Consider the following 16346-nt stretch of genomic DNA (forward strand, 5'->3'; position numbering starts at 1 on the left):
CAATGCCACGAGTAGAACTGGAAATTCCGGAGGACGTGTCCGCCGAGCAGGACCATCTCGACGTCACCGTCGAGGGCCCCAACGGCAGTGTCACACGTCGGCTCTGGTACCCCGACATCGACGTGAGCGTCGACGGCGACGCCATCGCAATCGAGTCCGACGAGGACGACGCAAAGACGATGTCGACGATCGGTACCTTCGAGAGCCACATCGAGAACATGTTCCACGGCGTGACCGAGGGCTGGGAGTACGAGATGGAAGTCTTCTACTCTCACTTCCCGATGCAGGTCAACGTCGAGAGTGACGAGGTCGTCATCGAGAACTTCCTCGGCGAGAAGGCCGCCCGCCGCACGTCGATCCACGGCGACACGGACGTCGAGATCGACGGCGAGGAGCTCACGCTCACCGGCCCCGACATCGAGGCCGTCGGCCAGACCGCCGCGGACATCGAACAGCTCACGCGCATCAACGACAAGGACGTGCGCGTGTTCCAGGACGGGGTGTACATCACCCAGAAACCGAACCGAGGTGACGCCTGATGGCAGACAACCCCGACAGGAAGAGCAGCGACGCCGACGCGAACGAAGAGGCGCTCACGCAGGGCGACGGCCCGCAGGAAGACGTCGAGTCGGAACAGCCGCTCGACGGCGAGCGCGCCGAAGACCCCGACAAGGTGGCCGAGCAAGCGCAGGAAGACGACGACGAGTACGCCGACCTGACCGACATCAGCGGCGTCGGTGACGCGAAGGCGGACTCCCTGCGCGAGGCCGGCTTCGAGACTGTCGACGACGTCCGCGCCGCCGACCAGTCCGCACTGGCGGAAGTGAGCGGCATCGGGAACGCGCTCGCGGCCCGTATCAAGGCCGACGTTGGCGGACTCGAAGTCGAGTCCGAGACCGAGGCCGAAGTCGAAGAGGAAGGCGACGAAGCGACCGAGGCCGACGAGGACGTGGAGACGGAACTCCAGGCCCGCGGCCTCAGCGAGAAGACGCCTGACCTCGACGACGAGGAAGCGCGGCTGCTGGCCCAGCGACGACGGGTCGGCAAGCCGCAGTTCAACCGGCAGGATCACCACAAGAAAAAGCGCGTCTCGACCTCGTGGCGCCGCCCGCGCGGCCAGCTCTCGAAGCAGCGCCGCGGCATCAAGGGCAAGGGCGACACCGTCGAGGCGGGCTTCCGCTCGCCGACCGCGGTCCGCGGCAAGCACCCCTCGGGCTTCGAGGAGGTCCGCGTGCACAACGTGGCCGACCTCGACGGCGTCGACGGGGACACCGAAGCGGTCCGCATCGCCTCCAAGGTCGGCGCTCGCAAGCGCGAGCGAATCGAGGAGGCCGCCGAGGACGCCGGCATTCGCGTCCTCAACCCCACCTACGTCGAAGTCGAGGTGAGTGAGTGATGACAGACCTCTCCGCACAGAAGCGACTCGCGGCGGACGTACTCGACGTCGGGAAGAACCGCGTCTGGTTCAACCCCGACCGACAGGGCGACATCGCCGACGCGATCACCCGCGAGGACGTTCGCGAACTGGTCGATGAGGGCGCCATCCAGGCGAAAGACGAGAAAGGCAACTCCCGGGGACGCGCCCGGGAGCGACAGCGGAAACGCGCCTACGGCCACCAGAAGGGAGCCGGTTCCCGGAAGGGCAAGGCCGGGGCGCGACAGGACCCCAAGAAGGATTGGGAGTCGCGCATCCGCGCGCAGCGCAAGAAGCTGCGCGAACTGCGCGACGACGGCTCGCTGTCGAGTTCGCAGTACCGCGACCTCTACGACAAGGCCGGCGGTGGCGAGTTCGACAGCGTCGCCGATCTCGAACGATATATCGACGCAAACCACGGTGACGCATAATGGCGACAGGACCACGATACAAAGTGCCGATGCGGCGACGCCGCGAGGCCCGAACCGATTACCATCAGCGGTTGCGCCTGCTGAAATCCGGCAAGCCCCGTCTCGTTGCTCGAAAGAGTAACAAACACGTCAGGGCGCAGCTGGTGACTCTCGGGCAGAACGGTGACGACACCCTTGCGTCCGCTCACTCGAGCGACCTCGCCGAGTACGGCTGGGAGGCTCCGACGGGCAACATGCCCTCGGCGTACCTCACCGGTCTGCTCGCCGGGCTTCGCGCACAGGAAGCGGGCGTCGAAGAGGCGGTGCTCGACATCGGCCTCAACAGCCCGACACCCGGAAGCAAAGTATTCGCGATCCAGGAGGGCGCGATCGACGCCGGCCTGGAGATCCCGCACAACGACGACGTACTCGCCGACTGGCAGCGCACGCGCGGTGCCCACATCGCCGAGTACGACGAGCAGCTCGACGAGCCGCTGTACAGCGGCGACTTCGACGCTGCAGATCTCCCGGAGCACTTCGACGAGCTCCGCGAGACCCTACTGGAAGGTGACATCGAACTATGAGTGCTAACAACGGATGGGAGCCGCGGACACGCCTCGGCAAGCAGGTCGTCGAGGGCGAAATCGACTCCATGCAGGAGGCGCTGAACTCCGGGCTCCCGCTGAAGGAATCGGAAGTCGTCGACCAGCTCGTTCCCGACCTGGAAGACGAAGTGCTGGACATCAACATGGTCCAGCGGATGACAGACTCCGGCCGCCGCGTGAAGTTCCGCTGCGTGGTCGCGGTCGGTAACCGCAACGGCCTCGTCGGCTACGCCGAGGGGCGAGACGATCAGGTCGGCGGTGCGATCCAGAAAGCGATCGACATCGCGAAGCTGAACCTCATCGACGTCTCCCGCGGCTGCGGGTCCTGGGAGTGTGGCTGTGGCCGTCCGCACACGGTCGCGCTGCGAACCGAGGGCAAGGCCGGGAGCGTCGAGGTCGAGCTCCAGCCGGCCCCGCGCGGGCTGGGCCTCGCGGGCGGAGAGACCGTCCGCAAGGTGCTCGAACTCGCCGGCATCGAGGACATCTGGACGCGCAGTAGCGGTAACACGCGGACCACGGTCAACTTCGCGAAGGCGACGTTCAACGCCCTCCAGAACACGGCCGAGGCCCGCGTCCCCGAACGGACCTTCGAGAAGCGAGAGGTGATCGAGTGATGCACGCGCTCGTCCAGCTCCGCGGCACGGTCAACATGGACGGAGACATCGAAGACACGCTGGAGATGCTCAACATCCACCACGTGAACCACTGCACGCTCGTCCCCGACACGGACGCCTATCGCGGCATGGTGACGAAGGTCAACGACTTCGTCGCCTACGGCGAGCCGAGCCAGGAGACCCTCGAGACGGTCCTGGAGACGCGCGCCGAGCCGCTCGAAGGCGACGCCGACGTCGACGACGAGTGGGTCGCCGAGAACACCGAGTACGACGACGTCGCCGGACTCGCGTGGGCGCTCATCTCCGAGGAGACGACGCTGCGAGAGCAGGGGCTCTCCCCGACGCTCCGTCTGCACCCGCCCCGCGGCGGCCACGACGGAGTCAAGCACCCGGTCAAGGAAGGCGGTCAGATCGGGAAGCACGACACCGACGGTATCGACGACCTCCTGGAGGCGATGCGATAATGACGAGCAAGAAGCGACGACAGCGCGGCTCGCGAACGCACGGCGGCGGCTCGCACAAGAACCGTCGCGGTGCCGGTCACCGCGGTGGTCGCGGTGCCGCCGGTCGTGACAAGCACGAGATGCACAACTACGAGCCGCTCGGCAAGAGCGGCTTCAAGCGTCCCCAGAAGGTCCAGGAAGACGTCGCGACGATCGACGTCCGCGAGATCGACGAGAACGTCACGCTCCTGGCCGCCGAAGACGTCGCCGAGGTCGAAGATGGCGGCTTCCGCGTTGACGCACGCGACGTCGTCGACGACGCCGAGGACGCCGATTACGTGAAGGTCCTCGGTGCCGGGCAGGTCCGACACGAGCTCACGCTCGTCGCGGACGACTTCTCCGAGGGCGCTCGCGAGAAGGTAGAGGCCGCGGGCGGCAGCGTCGAACTGACCGACCTCGGACAGGAACGGCAGGACGAGGCCGAAACAGACGCGGACGAGGAGTAACGACCGATGAGCTGGAAGGACACCGCCGAACCACTGCTCGTCCGGATGCCCGCAGTCCGCCGTCCGGAGGGCCACGTCCCGTTCAAGCGCAAGCTCACCTGGACCGGGGGCGTGTTGCTGATGTACTTCTTCCTGACGAACGTGAAGCTGTTCGGGCTGGACCTCGACGCCAGCCAGCAGGTGTTCGGGCGCTTCTCGTCCATCCTCGCGTCCGGGCAGGGGAGCATCATGCAACTCGGCATCGGTCCGATCGTCACGGCGTCCATCGTGCTACAGCTCCTCGGTGGTGCGGACCTGCTGGGACTGAACACCCAGGAGGACCCGCGTGACCAGATCCTCTATCAGGGCCTCCAGAAGCTGCTGGTGCTCGTGATGATCTGCCTGACGGGGATCCCGATGGTGTTCGCCGGCAATTTCCTGCCGGCAGACACGGCGGTCGCGAGTTCGCTGGGCATCGGGACCTTCGGTGTCCAGTGGCTCATCTTCGCCCAGATGTTCGTCGGCGGTGTCCTCATCCTGTTCATGGACGAGGTCATCTCCAAGTGGGGCGTCGGCTCCGGTATCGGCCTGTTCATCGTCGCCGGCGTGAGCCAACGGCTCGTCGGCGGCGTGCTGACGACGCCGTTCATCGGGAACAGCGAGGGGATCCTCTACACGTGGTACCTGTTCATCACCGGCGAGCGCGGGACCGGACCCGTGCTCGCGGCCGACGGCCTCCAGACGGTGTTGCTCCAGGGCGAGCTGCTCGGCCTGGTCACCACCGTGCTCATCTTCGCCGTCGTCGTCTACGCCGAGTCGGTCCGCGTCGAGATCCCGCTCTCGAACGCCCGCGTGAAAGGTGCGCGTGGCCGGTTCCCGGTCAAGCTCATCTACGCGAGCGTCCTGCCGATGATTCTCGTCCGGGCGCTGCAGGCCAACGTTCAGTTCCTGGGCCGGATCCTCAACGCCCAGTTACAGGCGGACATGCCCGCGTTCCTCGGCACGTACGCCAACGGGCAGCCGACCAGTGGGCTGTTCTACTATCTCGCCCCCGTCCAGAGCCGTGCCGACTGGATGTGGTGGCTCGAAGGGACGACCCAACCGATCTGGCAGATCCTCATCCGCGTCGGCATCGACCTCACGGTCATGCTGGTCGGTGGGGCGATCTTCGCCGTCTTCTGGGTCGAGACGACCGACATGGGCCCGGAGGCGACGGCCAAGCAGATCCACAACTCCGGGATGCAGATCCCCGGCTTCCGCCAGAACGTCGGCGTCATCGAGAAGGTCCTCGAGCGCTACATCCCGCAGGTGACGATCATCGGCGGCGCGCTCGTCGGCCTCCTGGCCGTCATGGCCAACATGCTCGGTACTATCGGCGGCGTCTCCGGTACCGGGCTGCTGCTGACGGTCTCCATCACGTACAAGCTGTACGAGGAGATCGCCGAAGAGCAGCTCATGGAGATGCATCCGATGATGCGCCAGATGTTCGGCTGATCTGGGCCGCGTTCGGTCGACCGGCGGCCGATCACACCCGTTCTGCGTTTCACTTACCGACCGCCAGTGGGATTATCTGGACAATTGCGTCGTTGGGTGTCCAGTGAACCCGTGTTTGGTACTCCCTTGAGGGCATATATTTAATAGCGTCCTCAACTAAGTAGTCCCATGGCCGCATACGGCCGGCCGTCCCTTCGAGACTTGTTCGACGAATCACCGACCCCGCACATCGCGCATCCGCCGCGGAGTCACCATCGAGACTTCTACATCGCTACAGACGGGTCGTTCAAACCCCACAGCGGTGCGACAGTCACCGATGGCGATTCGAAGCGACCGACCGGTGGACTCGGTGTCGTCGTCGAGACGCTCGACGGCGAGCGCGTGGTCCGGCTGTCGGTCCCCGACACGTGCCCCGACAACAACGTCGCGGAGTATCGAGCGCTCCACCTGGGCCTCGACGTGCTCGCGGCGCGCGCACCGCCGAACGCCCGCGTCGGGCTCCTCATCGACCACGACCAGCTCGCGGCGAACGTCAACGCCGAGGTGCTGGCGACCCACGGCTCCGCGTACGACCCGCCCCACTCCGTGTCCGTCCCGCCAGCGACGGGGCTTCACTGGCGAGGGATTCAGGCGCGTATCAACGGCTTCGGCGAGGTCCGTGCCGCTCGCATCTCCGGGGACCGTAACCCCGCGCATCCGCTGGCGAACGCGCCCGACCAGTACGCCCACGTCAACGGCGAACCGGACCGCTGTGTCCTGCCGGAGTCCCCGTCGGTCGACGAGCGGGTCCCGCCGCCGTCGCGCGCTGAACGCGGCGGCGTCTCCGACTGAGCGGCCGGCCGCAGTGAGCGTCCCGGAACCGGCGGCGATAGCGTCGTCGCTCGGCTCTCTTTCTGAACCCGCCGACGCGCGGCGGCCGTGACGGGGCCTGAGACCGCGGTTCGGTGACCGGCTTGCACACCGGTGATGTCACTCGATTCGGCCGATAGTACCACCAGAAAGGAGTCGAAAAACGTGGGCGAAACGCGCCCGCGTCGCTCGCGTGTCTACTCCTGCTGTGCGTCGACGACGGCGACGCCGGCGAGGTTCACGATGTCCTTGACCTCGTCGCCGCGCTGGAGGACGTGGACGGGTTTGTCCATGCCGACGAGCATCGGGCCGATGGCCTCCGCGCCGCCGAGGCGCTGGAGCAGTTTGTAGCCGATGTTACCGGCTTCGAGGTTCGGGAACACGAGGACGTTCGCGGCGTCGTCGAGTTCGGAGAACTCGTAGGTCTCGTTGAGGATGTCCTCGACGACGGCGGTGTCGGCCTGCATCTCGCCGTCGACGGGGAAGTCGACGCGGCCGTCGTTCTGCAGGCGCTCGACGGCGCGGCGGATCTTGTAGGTCCCCTCGTTGTCGACGCTGCCGAAGTTCGAGTACGACAGCATCGCGGCGCGCGGCTCGACGTTGAAGCTCCGGGCTAGTTCGCCGGTGTGGCGCGTGACCTCGGCGAGCACGTCGGTGTCGGGGTCCTGATTGACCGTGGTGTCCGCACAGAAGATGACGCGGTTCTTGAACGTCAGCATGTAGACGCCGGCGGCGTAGTCGGCGTCGTCGGCCGTCCCGATGACCTGCAGCGGCGGACGTAGCGCCGAGGGGTAGTGGTGGGTCAGGCCGGTCAGCATCGCGTCGGCGTCGCCCATCTCGACCATGACGCTGCCGAGGTAGTTCCCGTCGCGGATCAGTTCGTCGGCCTCGCGGCGCGTGACCCCCTTCCGCTGGCGGAGTTCGTACAGCCGATCGGCGTAGTCGCCCACGTCGGCCGTTTCGGGGTCGACGACGACGGGGTCGAACTCCAGGCCGAACTTCCGGCGGGTGGACTCGATGCGGTCGGCGTCGCCGATGAGGATGGGCTCGGCGATGCCCTGCTCGACGAGCTGGTAGGCCGCGCGGATCATCTTCTCGTCGTGGCCCTCGGCGAGGACGACCCGCTTCGGGTCGCTCTTGGCCTTGTTGAGGACGACCCGCATCATCTCGCGGGACTTGCCCAGGCGGGCTTCGAGCTTCTCGACGTAGCCAGTCGTGTCGATCTCCTTTCGCGCCGCACCGCTCTCGATGGCCGCTCGCGCGACGGCGGGCGTCACCTCGAACAGGACGCGCGGGTCGAGCGGTTTCGGGATGATGTAGTCCGGGCCGAACTGGAGCGGTTGGTCGCCGTAGGCCTTCACGACCTCGTCGGGCACGTCCTGCTTGGCGAGGTCCGCGAGGGCGCGGGCCGCGGCGACCTTCATGTCCTCGTTGATCTCGGTCGCGCGAACGTCGAGCGCACCGCGGAAGATGAACGGGAAACCGAGCACGTTGTTGACCTGGTTCGGGTAGTCGGAGCGCCCGGTCGCCATGATGACCGTGTCGTCCCGGGCGGCCTTGGCGTCCTCGTAGGCGATCTCGGGGTCGGGGTTGGCCATCGCGAAGATGATCGGGTCGCTCGCCATGGATCGCACCATCTCCTGGTCGACGATGCCGCCGACCGAGAGGCCGACGAACACGTCGGCACCTCGCATCGCGTCGCTGAGGTCGCCCCCCGGAATGTCGCGGGCGAACTCCTGTTTGAACTGATTGAGGTCCTCGTGGGCGGCCCGCTCCTCGGTGATGATCCCCGAGGAGTCACACATCGTGATGTTCTCCTTCTCGACGCCGAGCGAGACGTAGAACTTCGCCGAGGCGATGGCCGAGGCCCCGGCGCCGGAGAAGACGACCTCTAGCTCGTCGAGTTCCTTGTCGGCGATCTCGGCGGCGTTGACCAGCGCCGCGCCGGAGATGATAGCGGTCCCGTGCTGGTCGTCGTGGAACACCGGGATGTCGAGGTCCTCGCTCAGGCGGCGTTCGACCTCGAAGCACTCGGGCGCGGCGATGTCTTCGAGGTTGATGCCGCCGAAGGTCGGCTCCATCGCGCTGATCGTCTGGATCATCGACTCGGCGTCGTCCGTGTCGAGTTCGATGTCGAAGACGTCGATGTCGGCGAAGCGCTTGAACAGCACGCCCTTCCCCTCCATGACCGGCTTCCCGGCCTCGGGGCCGATGTCGCCGAGGCCGAGCACTGCCGACCCGTCGGAGACGACGCCGACGAGGTTCCCCTTCGCCGTGTACTCGAAGGCCCGCTCGGCGTCCTCGGCGATCTCTTCGCACGGCGCGGCAACGCCCGGCGAGTACGCGAGCGAGAGGTCGCGCTGCGTGTTCGTCGGCTTCGTCGTCGCTATCTCGATCTTTCCTGGCGGCTCCCGCCGATGATACTCGAGGGCGTCCTCGTCAAGTCCCATATCGCGGGGTCGAACGCATCCCTAAAAAAGACAACTTTACCGTCAATAAACGAGCGTTACACCGACAGTCGTCGAATCGATGGCGCGCGTCGACCGCCTCGCCGCTCACGAGCCGTCGCTGGTCAGGTCGTCGACGCGGTCAGTGAGTTCGTCGACGGCGTCCTGCTGGCGTTCGGTCGCCGCCACGATCTGGTTCGTCGCCGCCTCGGCGTCCTCGGCGTGTTCCTGGACGTCCTCGACCATCGCGGTGATGTCTTCGATGTCGCCGGCCTGGTCGTCGTTCGCGTTCGCGACCTCCTGAATCCCGTTCGTGGCCTCCTCGACCGCCTCGGAGATCTCACCGAGCGCGTCGAGCACCTGGGTGATCTCGGCCTCGGCGCGCTCGATCTGCTCGTGGGTGGAGTCGACGATCTCGGTGGTCTCGGTCGCCTGGTCCTGAATCGTGTTGATGCTCGCGGAGATCTCGGAGGCGTACTCTCCGGTCTCGTTCGCCAGCGTCTTGACCTCGTCTGCGACCACGGCGAACCCGCTCCCGCTCTCGCCGGCGCGAGCGGCCTCGATGTTGGCGTTGAGCGCGAGCATGTTCGTCTGCTCGGCCACGTCGGCGATGATCTCGACGATCTCGCTCACTTCGTCCATCTGCTCGTCCAGGCCCTCGACCGTCTCGACGAGGTCCTGGCTCGTCTCCGTGAGGCCGTCGGTGACGTCCTTGACCGCCTCGCCCGCGTCCGACCCCTCTTCGGCGGCGCTTTTGGCTCGCTTGGCCGCCGACGCGACCTCGCTCGACGTGGCGGCGACCTCCTCCATCCCGGCTCCGATGTTCTGGATGTTCTCGGCCGCTCTGGTCAGCGACTGGGACTGCTGGCTCACCCGCTCTTCGACGGTCTCCGCGGACGACGCCGTCTGTCCGATGGTCGCGGCCAGTTCCTGTGCCTGTTCGTCGACCTTGTGGGTCAACTGCTGGACCTGCTCGGCCATGTCGTTGAGCGACGTGACGACCTCGTAGAGCTGGTCGTCGACGTACTCTTCGTTCTCGTCGCGGTCGAAGGACGCCCGGGCGTCGAGTCGGCCGTTCTGGAGCGCCGACATCGTCGACTTGACCTCCTCGACCAGTTCCGTCACCGCCTCGTGACGCCTGGCTTCGTCGGTCCGGTCCTGAACCATTTCGACGACGGCGACGAGCTCGTCCCCGTCGTATATCGGCGCCGCGCTGAACGAGATGTGGCGCTCGCTGCCGTACTGGTCGGCCATCACGCTCGTGTCGCGGTAGAGCGTGAAGTCCGCGTCCTCGACCCTCGGCACGTCGTACTCCTCGTGGGTCCGTTCCGGCGCGTCGAGGACCTTATCGGCGAGCGTCTTGCCTCGGCGCCCGTCGGGATAAAACGCCATGCTCGACATCTCCATCTCCTGTGCCTCCGCTTCGGAGACGCCGGTGAGCTCTTCGATCGAGCTGTTCCACGTGAGGATGTCCCCGTCTGTGCCGAGGACGAACAGCGGCGTGCCGATGTGGTCGAGTACGCTGTGGAAGTCCAGGCCCGCCACCGGATCGGCGGCTGCTGTCGGCGACGCCGCAGAGTCGTCGGCGGCCGCGTAGGCGTCGACGCCCGTTCGCGTCACGAACTGGGCCGTTTCGAGCCCGTCCCGGAGTTCGTTCTCGACCGCGTCCAGGGTGGCGTGCGCGTCGGAATCGAGTTCTTGCCGGAGGTGTCCGAACGCGGCCTCGACGAGCGACTCGACGACGAAGCCCTGAGACGCGACGAACTCGTCGGGGCCGATGCCGTCTCGCTCGTACTCGGCGATCAGGTCGCGAATGGTCGCCGGGTCCAGCGCGAACTGGCGCTCTACGTGTTGTCGCCCGACCTCGGCGGCGTCGTCGCCGTCGAAGACATCGGCGAGCCGAGGCGACTCGGCGTCGATTGCGTCGTCCAGAAAGCGCGTCTGTCCGTCTGCGACGCCCACTCCCCCGTCGGACCGCGGCCGTGCTGAGGACCCTGTTCGCGGGTCCCGTTCACGGATCCGTTCGGTGATGTCTTCGAACATGATCTGACTGATTTCTGGTCTTTTCTTCACCCGCATAAAAGTGAGCCCAATAATATCATGGACGATAATCACGTACTGTCGCGCGCGAAAAGAGAGCATAAGTACGTGCGACCGAAGTTCTAGGTATGACCACCCGTTTCCGCCGACTGGTGGCGACGACGACCGTCCTGACGTTCGCGCTCATCCTGCTCGGCGTGTACACCGGTGCCGTCGGTGCGGGACTGACCTGTGCGGCGCGCTGGCCGTTCTGCGACGGCTGGATGGGACTGTTCCCGGCAAACTGGGCGAGCTTCGTCGAGTGGTTCCATCGCCTCGTCGCGATGATCACCGGCTTCGCCATCCTCGGGTCGACGATCGCCGCCTGGCGCGGCGGGTACAGCCGGCGGATCAGGCTCGCGACGGCCGTCGCGACGGTCGTCCTCCCGGTCCAGGTCCTGCTGGGCGCGAACACCATCTTCAACTTCGGCGTGCTCGCCCAGGTGCTGCACCACGGCGCCGCACAGCTCATCTTCGGGGCGATGGTCGCGGCCACCGCGTGGGCCTACAGCGACACGGGCGAAGCAGAGGCCGCGCGGACCGCCGACAGCGCCCGGGCGGCCAGCGCGGACGACTGAGTCCGACTGCCGTGCGGTCGCGGTCAGTTCGAGTCACACCGCGTTCGGCGGAAAACTGGACGGAACAACCACGCAGATTGTAAATCCTTCGTAAGACTCATATCTGTCGGGAAGTTCGCAATGCGTATGTCCGAGAATCGAACGTCTCGACGCGAGTACCTCACAGTCGTCGGTAGCACCGCAGTCACGCTCTCGGTCGCCGGCTGTATGGGCGGCGGTGGCGGTGGCAGCGACGAGAACGAAGTCGTCGCCGGGACTGCACCGGGATTCCCGCCCTTCGAGATGAAGCAGGACGGCGAACTCGTCGGCTTCGACATCGACCTACTCGAAGCGGTCATCGACGAGACGGAGTACACCCTGGCGAGCTGGAAGGAGTTCGAGTTCAAGTCGCTGATCCCGGCGCTGACGAACGACAACATCGACGTGGTCGCCGCGGGGATGACCATCAACGACGAGCGCGATCAGACGATCGACTTCACCGACCCGTACTACAGTTCGAATCAGGCCATCGTCGTCCGTGCCGAGGGCGACTTCTCGCCGGGCTCGCTGTCCGACCTCTCGGGGCACGCGATCGGGGCACAGAAGGGGACAACCGGCGAGAGCGTCGTTCAGGAGCAACTCATCGACGGCGGCTCCCTCGACGAGAGCAACTACAACTCCTACGGGAACTACGTGCTGGCGGTCGAGGACCTCCAGAACGGCAACATCGACGCCGTCGTCATCGACCAGCCGGTCGCCGAGACGTTCGCCGCACAGCGGCCCGTCACAATCGCGTTCACCTACGAGACCGGCGAGAACTTCGGGTTCGGCGTCCGGGAAGAAGACGACGAGTTCACGCAGGCGCTGAACAGCGGCCTGGCCGCGGTCCAGGACGGAAGCACCTACCAGGACCTGACCAACAAGTGGTTCGGCCAGCAGTGACCGATGCACGCGTTTCCGTTGCAGAGTGACTGGGCGTTCGTCCTCGGCAGCCTCGACCTGCTGTTCGAGGGGCTGGTCGTCACGGTCGCACTGACCGCGGCCAGCATCGCCCTCGGGTTCCTGCTCGGGTTTCCGGCCGGGGCGGTGGAGGTGTACGGCCGCGGCCCGCTCGCAAGCATCGTCGAGACGGCCGGCGTCGTTCTTCGCGGGACGCCGCTGCTGGTCATCATCATCATCCTGTTCTTCGTCGTCTCCGTCTCGAGCAGCGCGTTCGTCACCGCGGCCGTCGCGCTCGGCCTCCGGAGCGGGGCCTACCAGTCACAGATCTTCCGCGGCGCGCTCCAGAGCGTCGACGAGGGCCAACTGGAGGCCGCGCGTTCCGTCGGGATGGGGCGTCTGCAGGCCATCCGTCACGTCGTCGTCCCGCAGGCGCTCCGGCGGAGCGTCCCCGGGTTTCAAAACGAGTTCACCATCGTCCTGAAAGACACCAGTATCGCCATCGTCATCGGTCTCGGCGAACTACTGACCGTCGGACAGAACCTCTATCAGGGCGGGCAGTCGACCGCGGCACTGGAGATCTTCCTCACCGTGAGCCTCATCTACTTCGTCCTCACGTTCACCACGAACCGTACGCTCGACTACGTCGACGATCACTTCACAATCCCCGGAGGTGAGCAGGCGTGAGCGACCCGCTGTTGCGCCTCGACGACGTCTACAAGTCCTACGGCGACGAGCGGGTCCTCTCCGGCGTCAGCTTCGAGATGGAGACCGGCGACGTGGACGTGGTCATCGGCCCGAGCGGGTCCGGGAAATCGACGATGCTGCGTTGCGTGAACCGACTGACAGAGATCGACAGCGGGGCCATCTACCTCGACGGCGACTGCGTCACCGACGCCGACACCGACGTGAACGAACTGCGAAAGCAGGTCGGGATGGTGTTCCAGGACTTCAATCTGTTCGCGCACCTGACCGCGCTGGGCAACGTCACGCTCGGCCTCCGGAAGGTCCGCGGCATGGAGAAATCTGCCGCTCGCGAGAAGGGGTACGAACACCTCGAACAGGTGGGCCTGCTCGACCAGGCGGACTCCTACCCGGCGGAACTCTCGGGCGGGCAGAAACAGCGCGTCGGCATCGCTCGGGCGCTCGCGATGGACCCGAAGCTCCTGCTGTTCGACGAGCCGACCAGCGCGCTCGATCCGGAACTCGTCGGCGAGGTCGTCGACGTGATGCGCGACCTCGCGGCCGAGGGGATCACGATGCTCGTCGTCAGCCACGAGATGGGCTTCGCCCGCTCAGCCGCGTCGGACATCGTCTTCCTCGACGGCGGCGAAATCGTCGAGCACGGCCCGCCCGAACAGCTGTTCGAGAACCCGCGGGCCGACCGGACCCGGGAGTTCCTCGGTCGCTTGCGGACCGAACACGAGGAGGGCTGACGGATGGGGGCCGAGACACAGGAGTCCGCGTCCGCGGCCGGCGGCCGGACGGTCCGCGCCCGGGCCGCCGACCTGACCGACCAGCCGCTCACGGCGCTCGCCGTCGCCGTCTTCTGGGCGTGGCTCGTCGTCCGGTGGACGAACGACTTCCTCCTCGACGGCTCGCTCGCCCCCCGCGGAACGTCGTTCTTCCCGACCGCGCCGATCGAGTTCGCCGCGTCCACGCTGTCCGGCGTCGCCGCGGACCTCGGCGTCTTCGGCCTCCCGTTCCGGTGGCTCGCGGGTCTCGTCGGGTTCGTCGCGGCCTCGGTTCCCTACCTGCCGGAACTGGCGACCGGCGTGTGGGTGACCGTCCTGCTGACGGTCTCGGGCATCGCCTTCGGGTTCGTCATCGCCGTCCCGCTCAGCATCGCCCGGGTGTACGGCGGGACGATCACCCGATCTGTCGCACTGGCCTACACGGAGCTGTTCCGGGGCACGCCGCTGCTGGCACAGCTGTTCGTGCTGTACTTCGCGACGCCGCTCTCGATCTACATCCGCGAACTGCCCGCCGTCGGGACCGGCTTCGTGCCCGCCCAGGCGTTCTGGGTCGCGGTCGTCGCGTTCACGCTCAACAGCGCGGCCTACCAGTCAGAGTACATCAGGTCGGCGCTGAACTCCGTCCCCGAGGGACAGCTCACCGCCGCGCGCTCGATCGGCCTCTCGAAGGTCGAGGGGATCCGGCACGTCGTCCTGCCACAGGGGCTGCGCTACGCCATCCCCGGCTGGTCGAACGAGCTCGTCTACCTCATCAAGTACTCCTCGCTCGCGAGCTTCATCACCGTCCGAGAGCTGTTCGAGCAGGCCGACGCCATCGCCAGCGAGACCTACCGCTACACGGAGCTGTTCGTCCTCGCCGGCCTGCTGTACCTCGCGCTGGTCGTCTCCGCGTCGCTGCTGATGGACGCCGTCGAACGGTACGTCGCGATTCCCGGCCTCGGCACGTCCGGCCGGTGACTACATGAAGTCGGAGAGCCCGGACTGCTGGTCGTCGTCTTCGGCCGCCTCGCTCGCTCGCTCGTCGTCCCCGTCGCCGTCGGCGTCCGCCGTCTCCGCCGCGTCGTCCCCGTCGCCGCCGAGCGTCACCTGCTGTTCGGACGAGCCGCCGTCGCCGACTGACTCGTCCTCGTCGCCCTCCGTCGCGCCGTCAGCGTCACCGCCGGCGTCAGCACTTGCGCCTTCGAACGCGCCGCCGGAGTGCTCGACGGCCGCTTCCTCGCGGCGTTCCTCGGCGTCCTCGACGATGGACTGGACCTTGTTCGTGTCCTTGCCGGACCCGGTGACGAACGAGACGTGCTCGGCGTCCAGGTCGTAGGTGGCCGCCATCGCCACCGTCAGGTCGCGGTTCCGGCAGTGGTGGGTCATCGTCGAGAGGAAGGGAAGGATCTCCCGGCGGGCCGTCCGCATCGAGACGCCGTCGATGGTCGCGATCTGTTGTGCGATGTAGTCGCGGGTGTTTCGCGTCCCCTTCGAGCGCCCGAGCTTCGACCAGTAGCTCGGCGGACCGTAGCGCGTCCAGCCGCCCTTTTTGCCGTCGCGGGCCGCGGCGACGCCGGCGGTCATGTTGTCGCCGGCGTAGCGCCAGAACGAGTAGTTCTGCGTCTCGCGGACCCGCCCGAGCCACTGGTCCGCGTCGGAGAGCGCGGCGTAGGCGCGGACCAGTTCGGCCCCCTCGTAGTCCTTGGGCATGTTGTCCTCGATCCAGTTGATGAGGTCGTCCGGCGTCTCGTCCACGTCGTAGCTCGCCTCCAGGGCCTCCCGCGCGCCGCCCTCTTTGAGAACCACGTCGAGATACTCGAAGATACCCTCGGTAGTGTCACGCTCGCCGGTCACCACGTCCTCGGCGGTGAGGCGCTCGGTCGTCTCGGCAATGGCCTGAAGGTCCTTCACCGCGCCCCGCAGGTCGCCGCTGTTCTGCTCGGCGATGGCCTCTAGGGCTTCGGCCTCGAACTCGATGCCCTCCTGTCGACAGAGGTCCCGGAGGACGGGAACGATGGACCGCGGCGACACGTCCCGGAACTCGATGTCCCGGCAGTTGTTCCGCAGGCCGTTGGACATGTCGTAGTACTCGTTGGCGATGAGGATCATCGGCTGGCTGGCCTCTTTGACCAGCGCGGTGACGGCCCGCGCGCCGCCGCGGTCGGCGTTCCCGTGGATGTTGTCCGCCTCGTCCATGACGACGAGCCGTCGGCCGCCGCCACCGGCTGTGAGCGTTCCAGATTTGGCGGCCTCACCGGCCACCCGCTCGATCACGTCCTTCGTCCGGGAGTCGCTGGCGTTGAGTTCGATGGTCGGCCACCCCATGTCGTTGGCCAGCGCGTGCGCGGCGGAGGTCTTCCCGATCCCGGGCGAGCCGTGGAGGATGACCGCCTCGCGGTGGTCGTCCCACGTGTCCGCCCACTCCTTGAGCGCGTCGCGGGCCTTGTCGTTGCCCCGCACTTCCGACAGCGTCGTCGGGCGGTACTTCTCCGTCCAGTCCATTGGGACGTGGTTGGCGCGACCGGCGTTTAGGGATTGCGGAGCGTCACTCCTCGG

Annotated in this window: 17 protein-coding genes; 14 read left to right on the forward strand and 3 right to left on the reverse strand. The window is 66.8% G+C overall.

Annotation, left to right across the window (positions count from 1 at the left end; all coding sequences use genetic code 11):
* The first annotated feature begins 2 nt into the window (after window positions 1–2).
* The 9 genes from GM656_RS06400 (at window position 3) to GM656_RS06440 (ending at window position 6296) form a co-directional block, all read left to right on the forward strand.
* Complete coding sequence (locus GM656_RS06400; protein ID WP_162412837.1) at window positions 3–539, forward strand: 50S ribosomal protein L6; 537 nt, start codon at window positions 3–5, stop codon at window positions 537–539.
* The gene (locus tag GM656_RS06405) at window positions 539–1396 is read left to right on the forward strand and encodes a 50S ribosomal protein L32e (protein ID WP_206673696.1); all 858 of its coding nucleotides are present in this window, start codon (window positions 539–541) and stop codon (window positions 1394–1396) included. The genes GM656_RS06400 and GM656_RS06405 overlap by 1 nt, the downstream gene beginning before the upstream one ends.
* Entirely contained in the window at window positions 1396–1845 is a 450-nt protein-coding gene (locus GM656_RS06410; protein WP_162412838.1) for a 50S ribosomal protein L19e, read from the forward strand. Before GM656_RS06405 ends, GM656_RS06410 begins: the two co-directional genes overlap by 1 nt.
* Entirely contained in the window at window positions 1845–2408 is a 564-nt protein-coding gene (locus GM656_RS06415) for a 50S ribosomal protein L18 (protein ID WP_162412839.1), read from the forward strand. The genes GM656_RS06410 and GM656_RS06415 overlap by 1 nt, the downstream gene beginning before the upstream one ends.
* Window positions 2405–3043, forward strand: coding sequence for a 30S ribosomal protein S5 (locus GM656_RS06420; RefSeq protein ID WP_162412840.1), 639 nt, complete (start codon window positions 2405–2407; stop codon window positions 3041–3043). The genes GM656_RS06415 and GM656_RS06420 overlap by 4 nt, the downstream gene beginning before the upstream one ends.
* Window positions 3043–3507 carry a 50S ribosomal protein L30 gene (rpmD, locus tag GM656_RS06425; RefSeq protein WP_162412841.1) on the forward strand — a complete coding sequence of 155 codons (465 nt, stop codon included), beginning with the start codon at window positions 3043–3045 and terminating at the stop codon, window positions 3505–3507. Before GM656_RS06420 ends, rpmD begins: the two co-directional genes overlap by 1 nt.
* Complete coding sequence (locus GM656_RS06430) at window positions 3507–3992, forward strand: uL15m family ribosomal protein (RefSeq protein ID WP_162412842.1); 486 nt, start codon at window positions 3507–3509, stop codon at window positions 3990–3992. Before rpmD ends, GM656_RS06430 begins: the two co-directional genes overlap by 1 nt.
* A gap of 6 nt (window positions 3993–3998) precedes the next feature.
* On the forward strand, window positions 3999–5465 hold the full coding sequence (secY, locus tag GM656_RS06435) for a preprotein translocase subunit SecY (RefSeq protein WP_162412843.1): 1467 nt from the start codon (window positions 3999–4001) through the stop codon (window positions 5463–5465).
* Window positions 5466–5633: 168 nt separating this feature from the next.
* Window positions 5634–6296 (forward strand): ribonuclease H family protein, encoded by a 663-nt coding sequence (locus GM656_RS06440; RefSeq protein WP_162412844.1) that lies wholly within the window; start codon window positions 5634–5636, stop codon window positions 6294–6296.
* Window positions 6297–6511: 215 nt separating this feature from the next.
* Here the strand turns inward: GM656_RS06440 and GM656_RS06445 are convergent, their stop codons facing one another.
* Complete coding sequence (locus GM656_RS06445; protein ID WP_162412845.1) at window positions 6512–8764, reverse strand: NADP-dependent malic enzyme; 2253 nt, start codon at window positions 8762–8764, stop codon at window positions 6512–6514.
* Between the two features lie 105 nt (window positions 8765–8869).
* The gene (locus tag GM656_RS06450; RefSeq protein WP_162412846.1) at window positions 8870–10804 is read right to left on the reverse strand and encodes a methyl-accepting chemotaxis protein; all 1935 of its coding nucleotides are present in this window, start codon (window positions 10802–10804) and stop codon (window positions 8870–8872) included.
* Between the two features lie 125 nt (window positions 10805–10929).
* Between GM656_RS06450 and GM656_RS06455 the strand changes: the two genes are divergently transcribed.
* The 5 genes from GM656_RS06455 (at window position 10930) to GM656_RS06475 (ending at window position 14768) form a co-directional block, all read left to right on the forward strand.
* Complete coding sequence (locus GM656_RS06455; RefSeq protein ID WP_162412847.1) at window positions 10930–11418, forward strand: COX15/CtaA family protein; 489 nt, start codon at window positions 10930–10932, stop codon at window positions 11416–11418.
* Between the two features lie 126 nt (window positions 11419–11544).
* Complete coding sequence (locus tag GM656_RS06460; RefSeq protein ID WP_162412848.1) at window positions 11545–12339, forward strand: basic amino acid ABC transporter substrate-binding protein; 795 nt, start codon at window positions 11545–11547, stop codon at window positions 12337–12339.
* Window positions 12340–12342: 3 nt separating this feature from the next.
* Complete coding sequence (locus GM656_RS06465) at window positions 12343–13023, forward strand: amino acid ABC transporter permease (protein WP_162412849.1); 681 nt, start codon at window positions 12343–12345, stop codon at window positions 13021–13023.
* Window positions 13020–13772, forward strand: a complete 753-nt coding sequence (locus GM656_RS06470) for an amino acid ABC transporter ATP-binding protein (RefSeq protein ID WP_162412850.1) — start codon at window positions 13020–13022, stop codon at window positions 13770–13772. Before GM656_RS06465 ends, GM656_RS06470 begins: the two co-directional genes overlap by 4 nt.
* 3 nt (window positions 13773–13775) lie before the next feature.
* A complete protein-coding gene (locus GM656_RS06475) occupies window positions 13776–14768 on the forward strand; it encodes an amino acid ABC transporter permease (protein WP_162412851.1) in 993 nt (330 codons plus the stop codon).
* On the opposite strand, the gene GM656_RS06480 is transcribed toward GM656_RS06475, so the two are convergent.
* Window positions 14769–16292 (reverse strand): replication factor C large subunit, encoded by a 1524-nt coding sequence (locus tag GM656_RS06480; RefSeq protein WP_162412852.1) that lies wholly within the window; start codon window positions 16290–16292, stop codon window positions 14769–14771.
* Between the last annotated feature and the right edge of the window lie 54 nt (window positions 16293–16346).

The sequence above is a fragment of the Haloarcula salina genome (genome assembly GCF_010119195.1).
Taxonomy (GTDB): Archaea; Halobacteriota; Halobacteria; order Halobacteriales; family Haloarculaceae; genus Haloarcula; species Haloarcula salina.

Excerpts from the sequence above, each read along its gene's own strand:
- GM656_RS06400 (WP_162412837.1), top strand. The coding sequence starts at position 3 with ATGCCACGAGTAGAACTGGAAATTCCGGAGGACGTGTCCGCCGAGCAG.
- GM656_RS06405 (WP_206673696.1), top strand. The coding sequence starts at position 539 with ATGGCAGACAACCCCGACAGGAAGAGCAGCGACGCCGACGCGAACGAA.
- GM656_RS06410 (WP_162412838.1), top strand. The coding sequence starts at position 1,396 with ATGACAGACCTCTCCGCACAGAAGCGACTCGCGGCGGACGTACTCGAC.
- GM656_RS06415 (WP_162412839.1), top strand. The coding sequence starts at position 1,845 with ATGGCGACAGGACCACGATACAAAGTGCCGATGCGGCGACGCCGCGAG.
- GM656_RS06420 (WP_162412840.1), top strand. The coding sequence starts at position 2,405 with ATGAGTGCTAACAACGGATGGGAGCCGCGGACACGCCTCGGCAAGCAG.
- rpmD (WP_162412841.1), top strand. The coding sequence starts at position 3,043 with ATGCACGCGCTCGTCCAGCTCCGCGGCACGGTCAACATGGACGGAGAC.
- GM656_RS06430 (WP_162412842.1), top strand. The coding sequence starts at position 3,507 with ATGACGAGCAAGAAGCGACGACAGCGCGGCTCGCGAACGCACGGCGGC.
- secY (WP_162412843.1), top strand. The coding sequence starts at position 3,999 with ATGAGCTGGAAGGACACCGCCGAACCACTGCTCGTCCGGATGCCCGCA.
- GM656_RS06440 (WP_162412844.1), top strand. The coding sequence starts at position 5,634 with ATGGCCGCATACGGCCGGCCGTCCCTTCGAGACTTGTTCGACGAATCA.
- GM656_RS06445 (WP_162412845.1), bottom strand. The coding sequence starts at position 8,764 with ATGGGACTTGACGAGGACGCCCTCGAGTATCATCGGCGGGAGCCGCCA.
- GM656_RS06450 (WP_162412846.1), bottom strand. The coding sequence starts at position 10,804 with ATGTTCGAAGACATCACCGAACGGATCCGTGAACGGGACCCGCGAACA.
- GM656_RS06455 (WP_162412847.1), top strand. The coding sequence starts at position 10,930 with ATGACCACCCGTTTCCGCCGACTGGTGGCGACGACGACCGTCCTGACG.
- GM656_RS06460 (WP_162412848.1), top strand. The coding sequence starts at position 11,545 with ATGTCCGAGAATCGAACGTCTCGACGCGAGTACCTCACAGTCGTCGGT.
- GM656_RS06465 (WP_162412849.1), top strand. The coding sequence starts at position 12,343 with ATGCACGCGTTTCCGTTGCAGAGTGACTGGGCGTTCGTCCTCGGCAGC.
- GM656_RS06475 (WP_162412851.1), top strand. The coding sequence starts at position 13,776 with ATGGGGGCCGAGACACAGGAGTCCGCGTCCGCGGCCGGCGGCCGGACG.
- GM656_RS06480 (WP_162412852.1), bottom strand. The coding sequence starts at position 16,292 with ATGGACTGGACGGAGAAGTACCGCCCGACGACGCTGTCGGAAGTGCGG.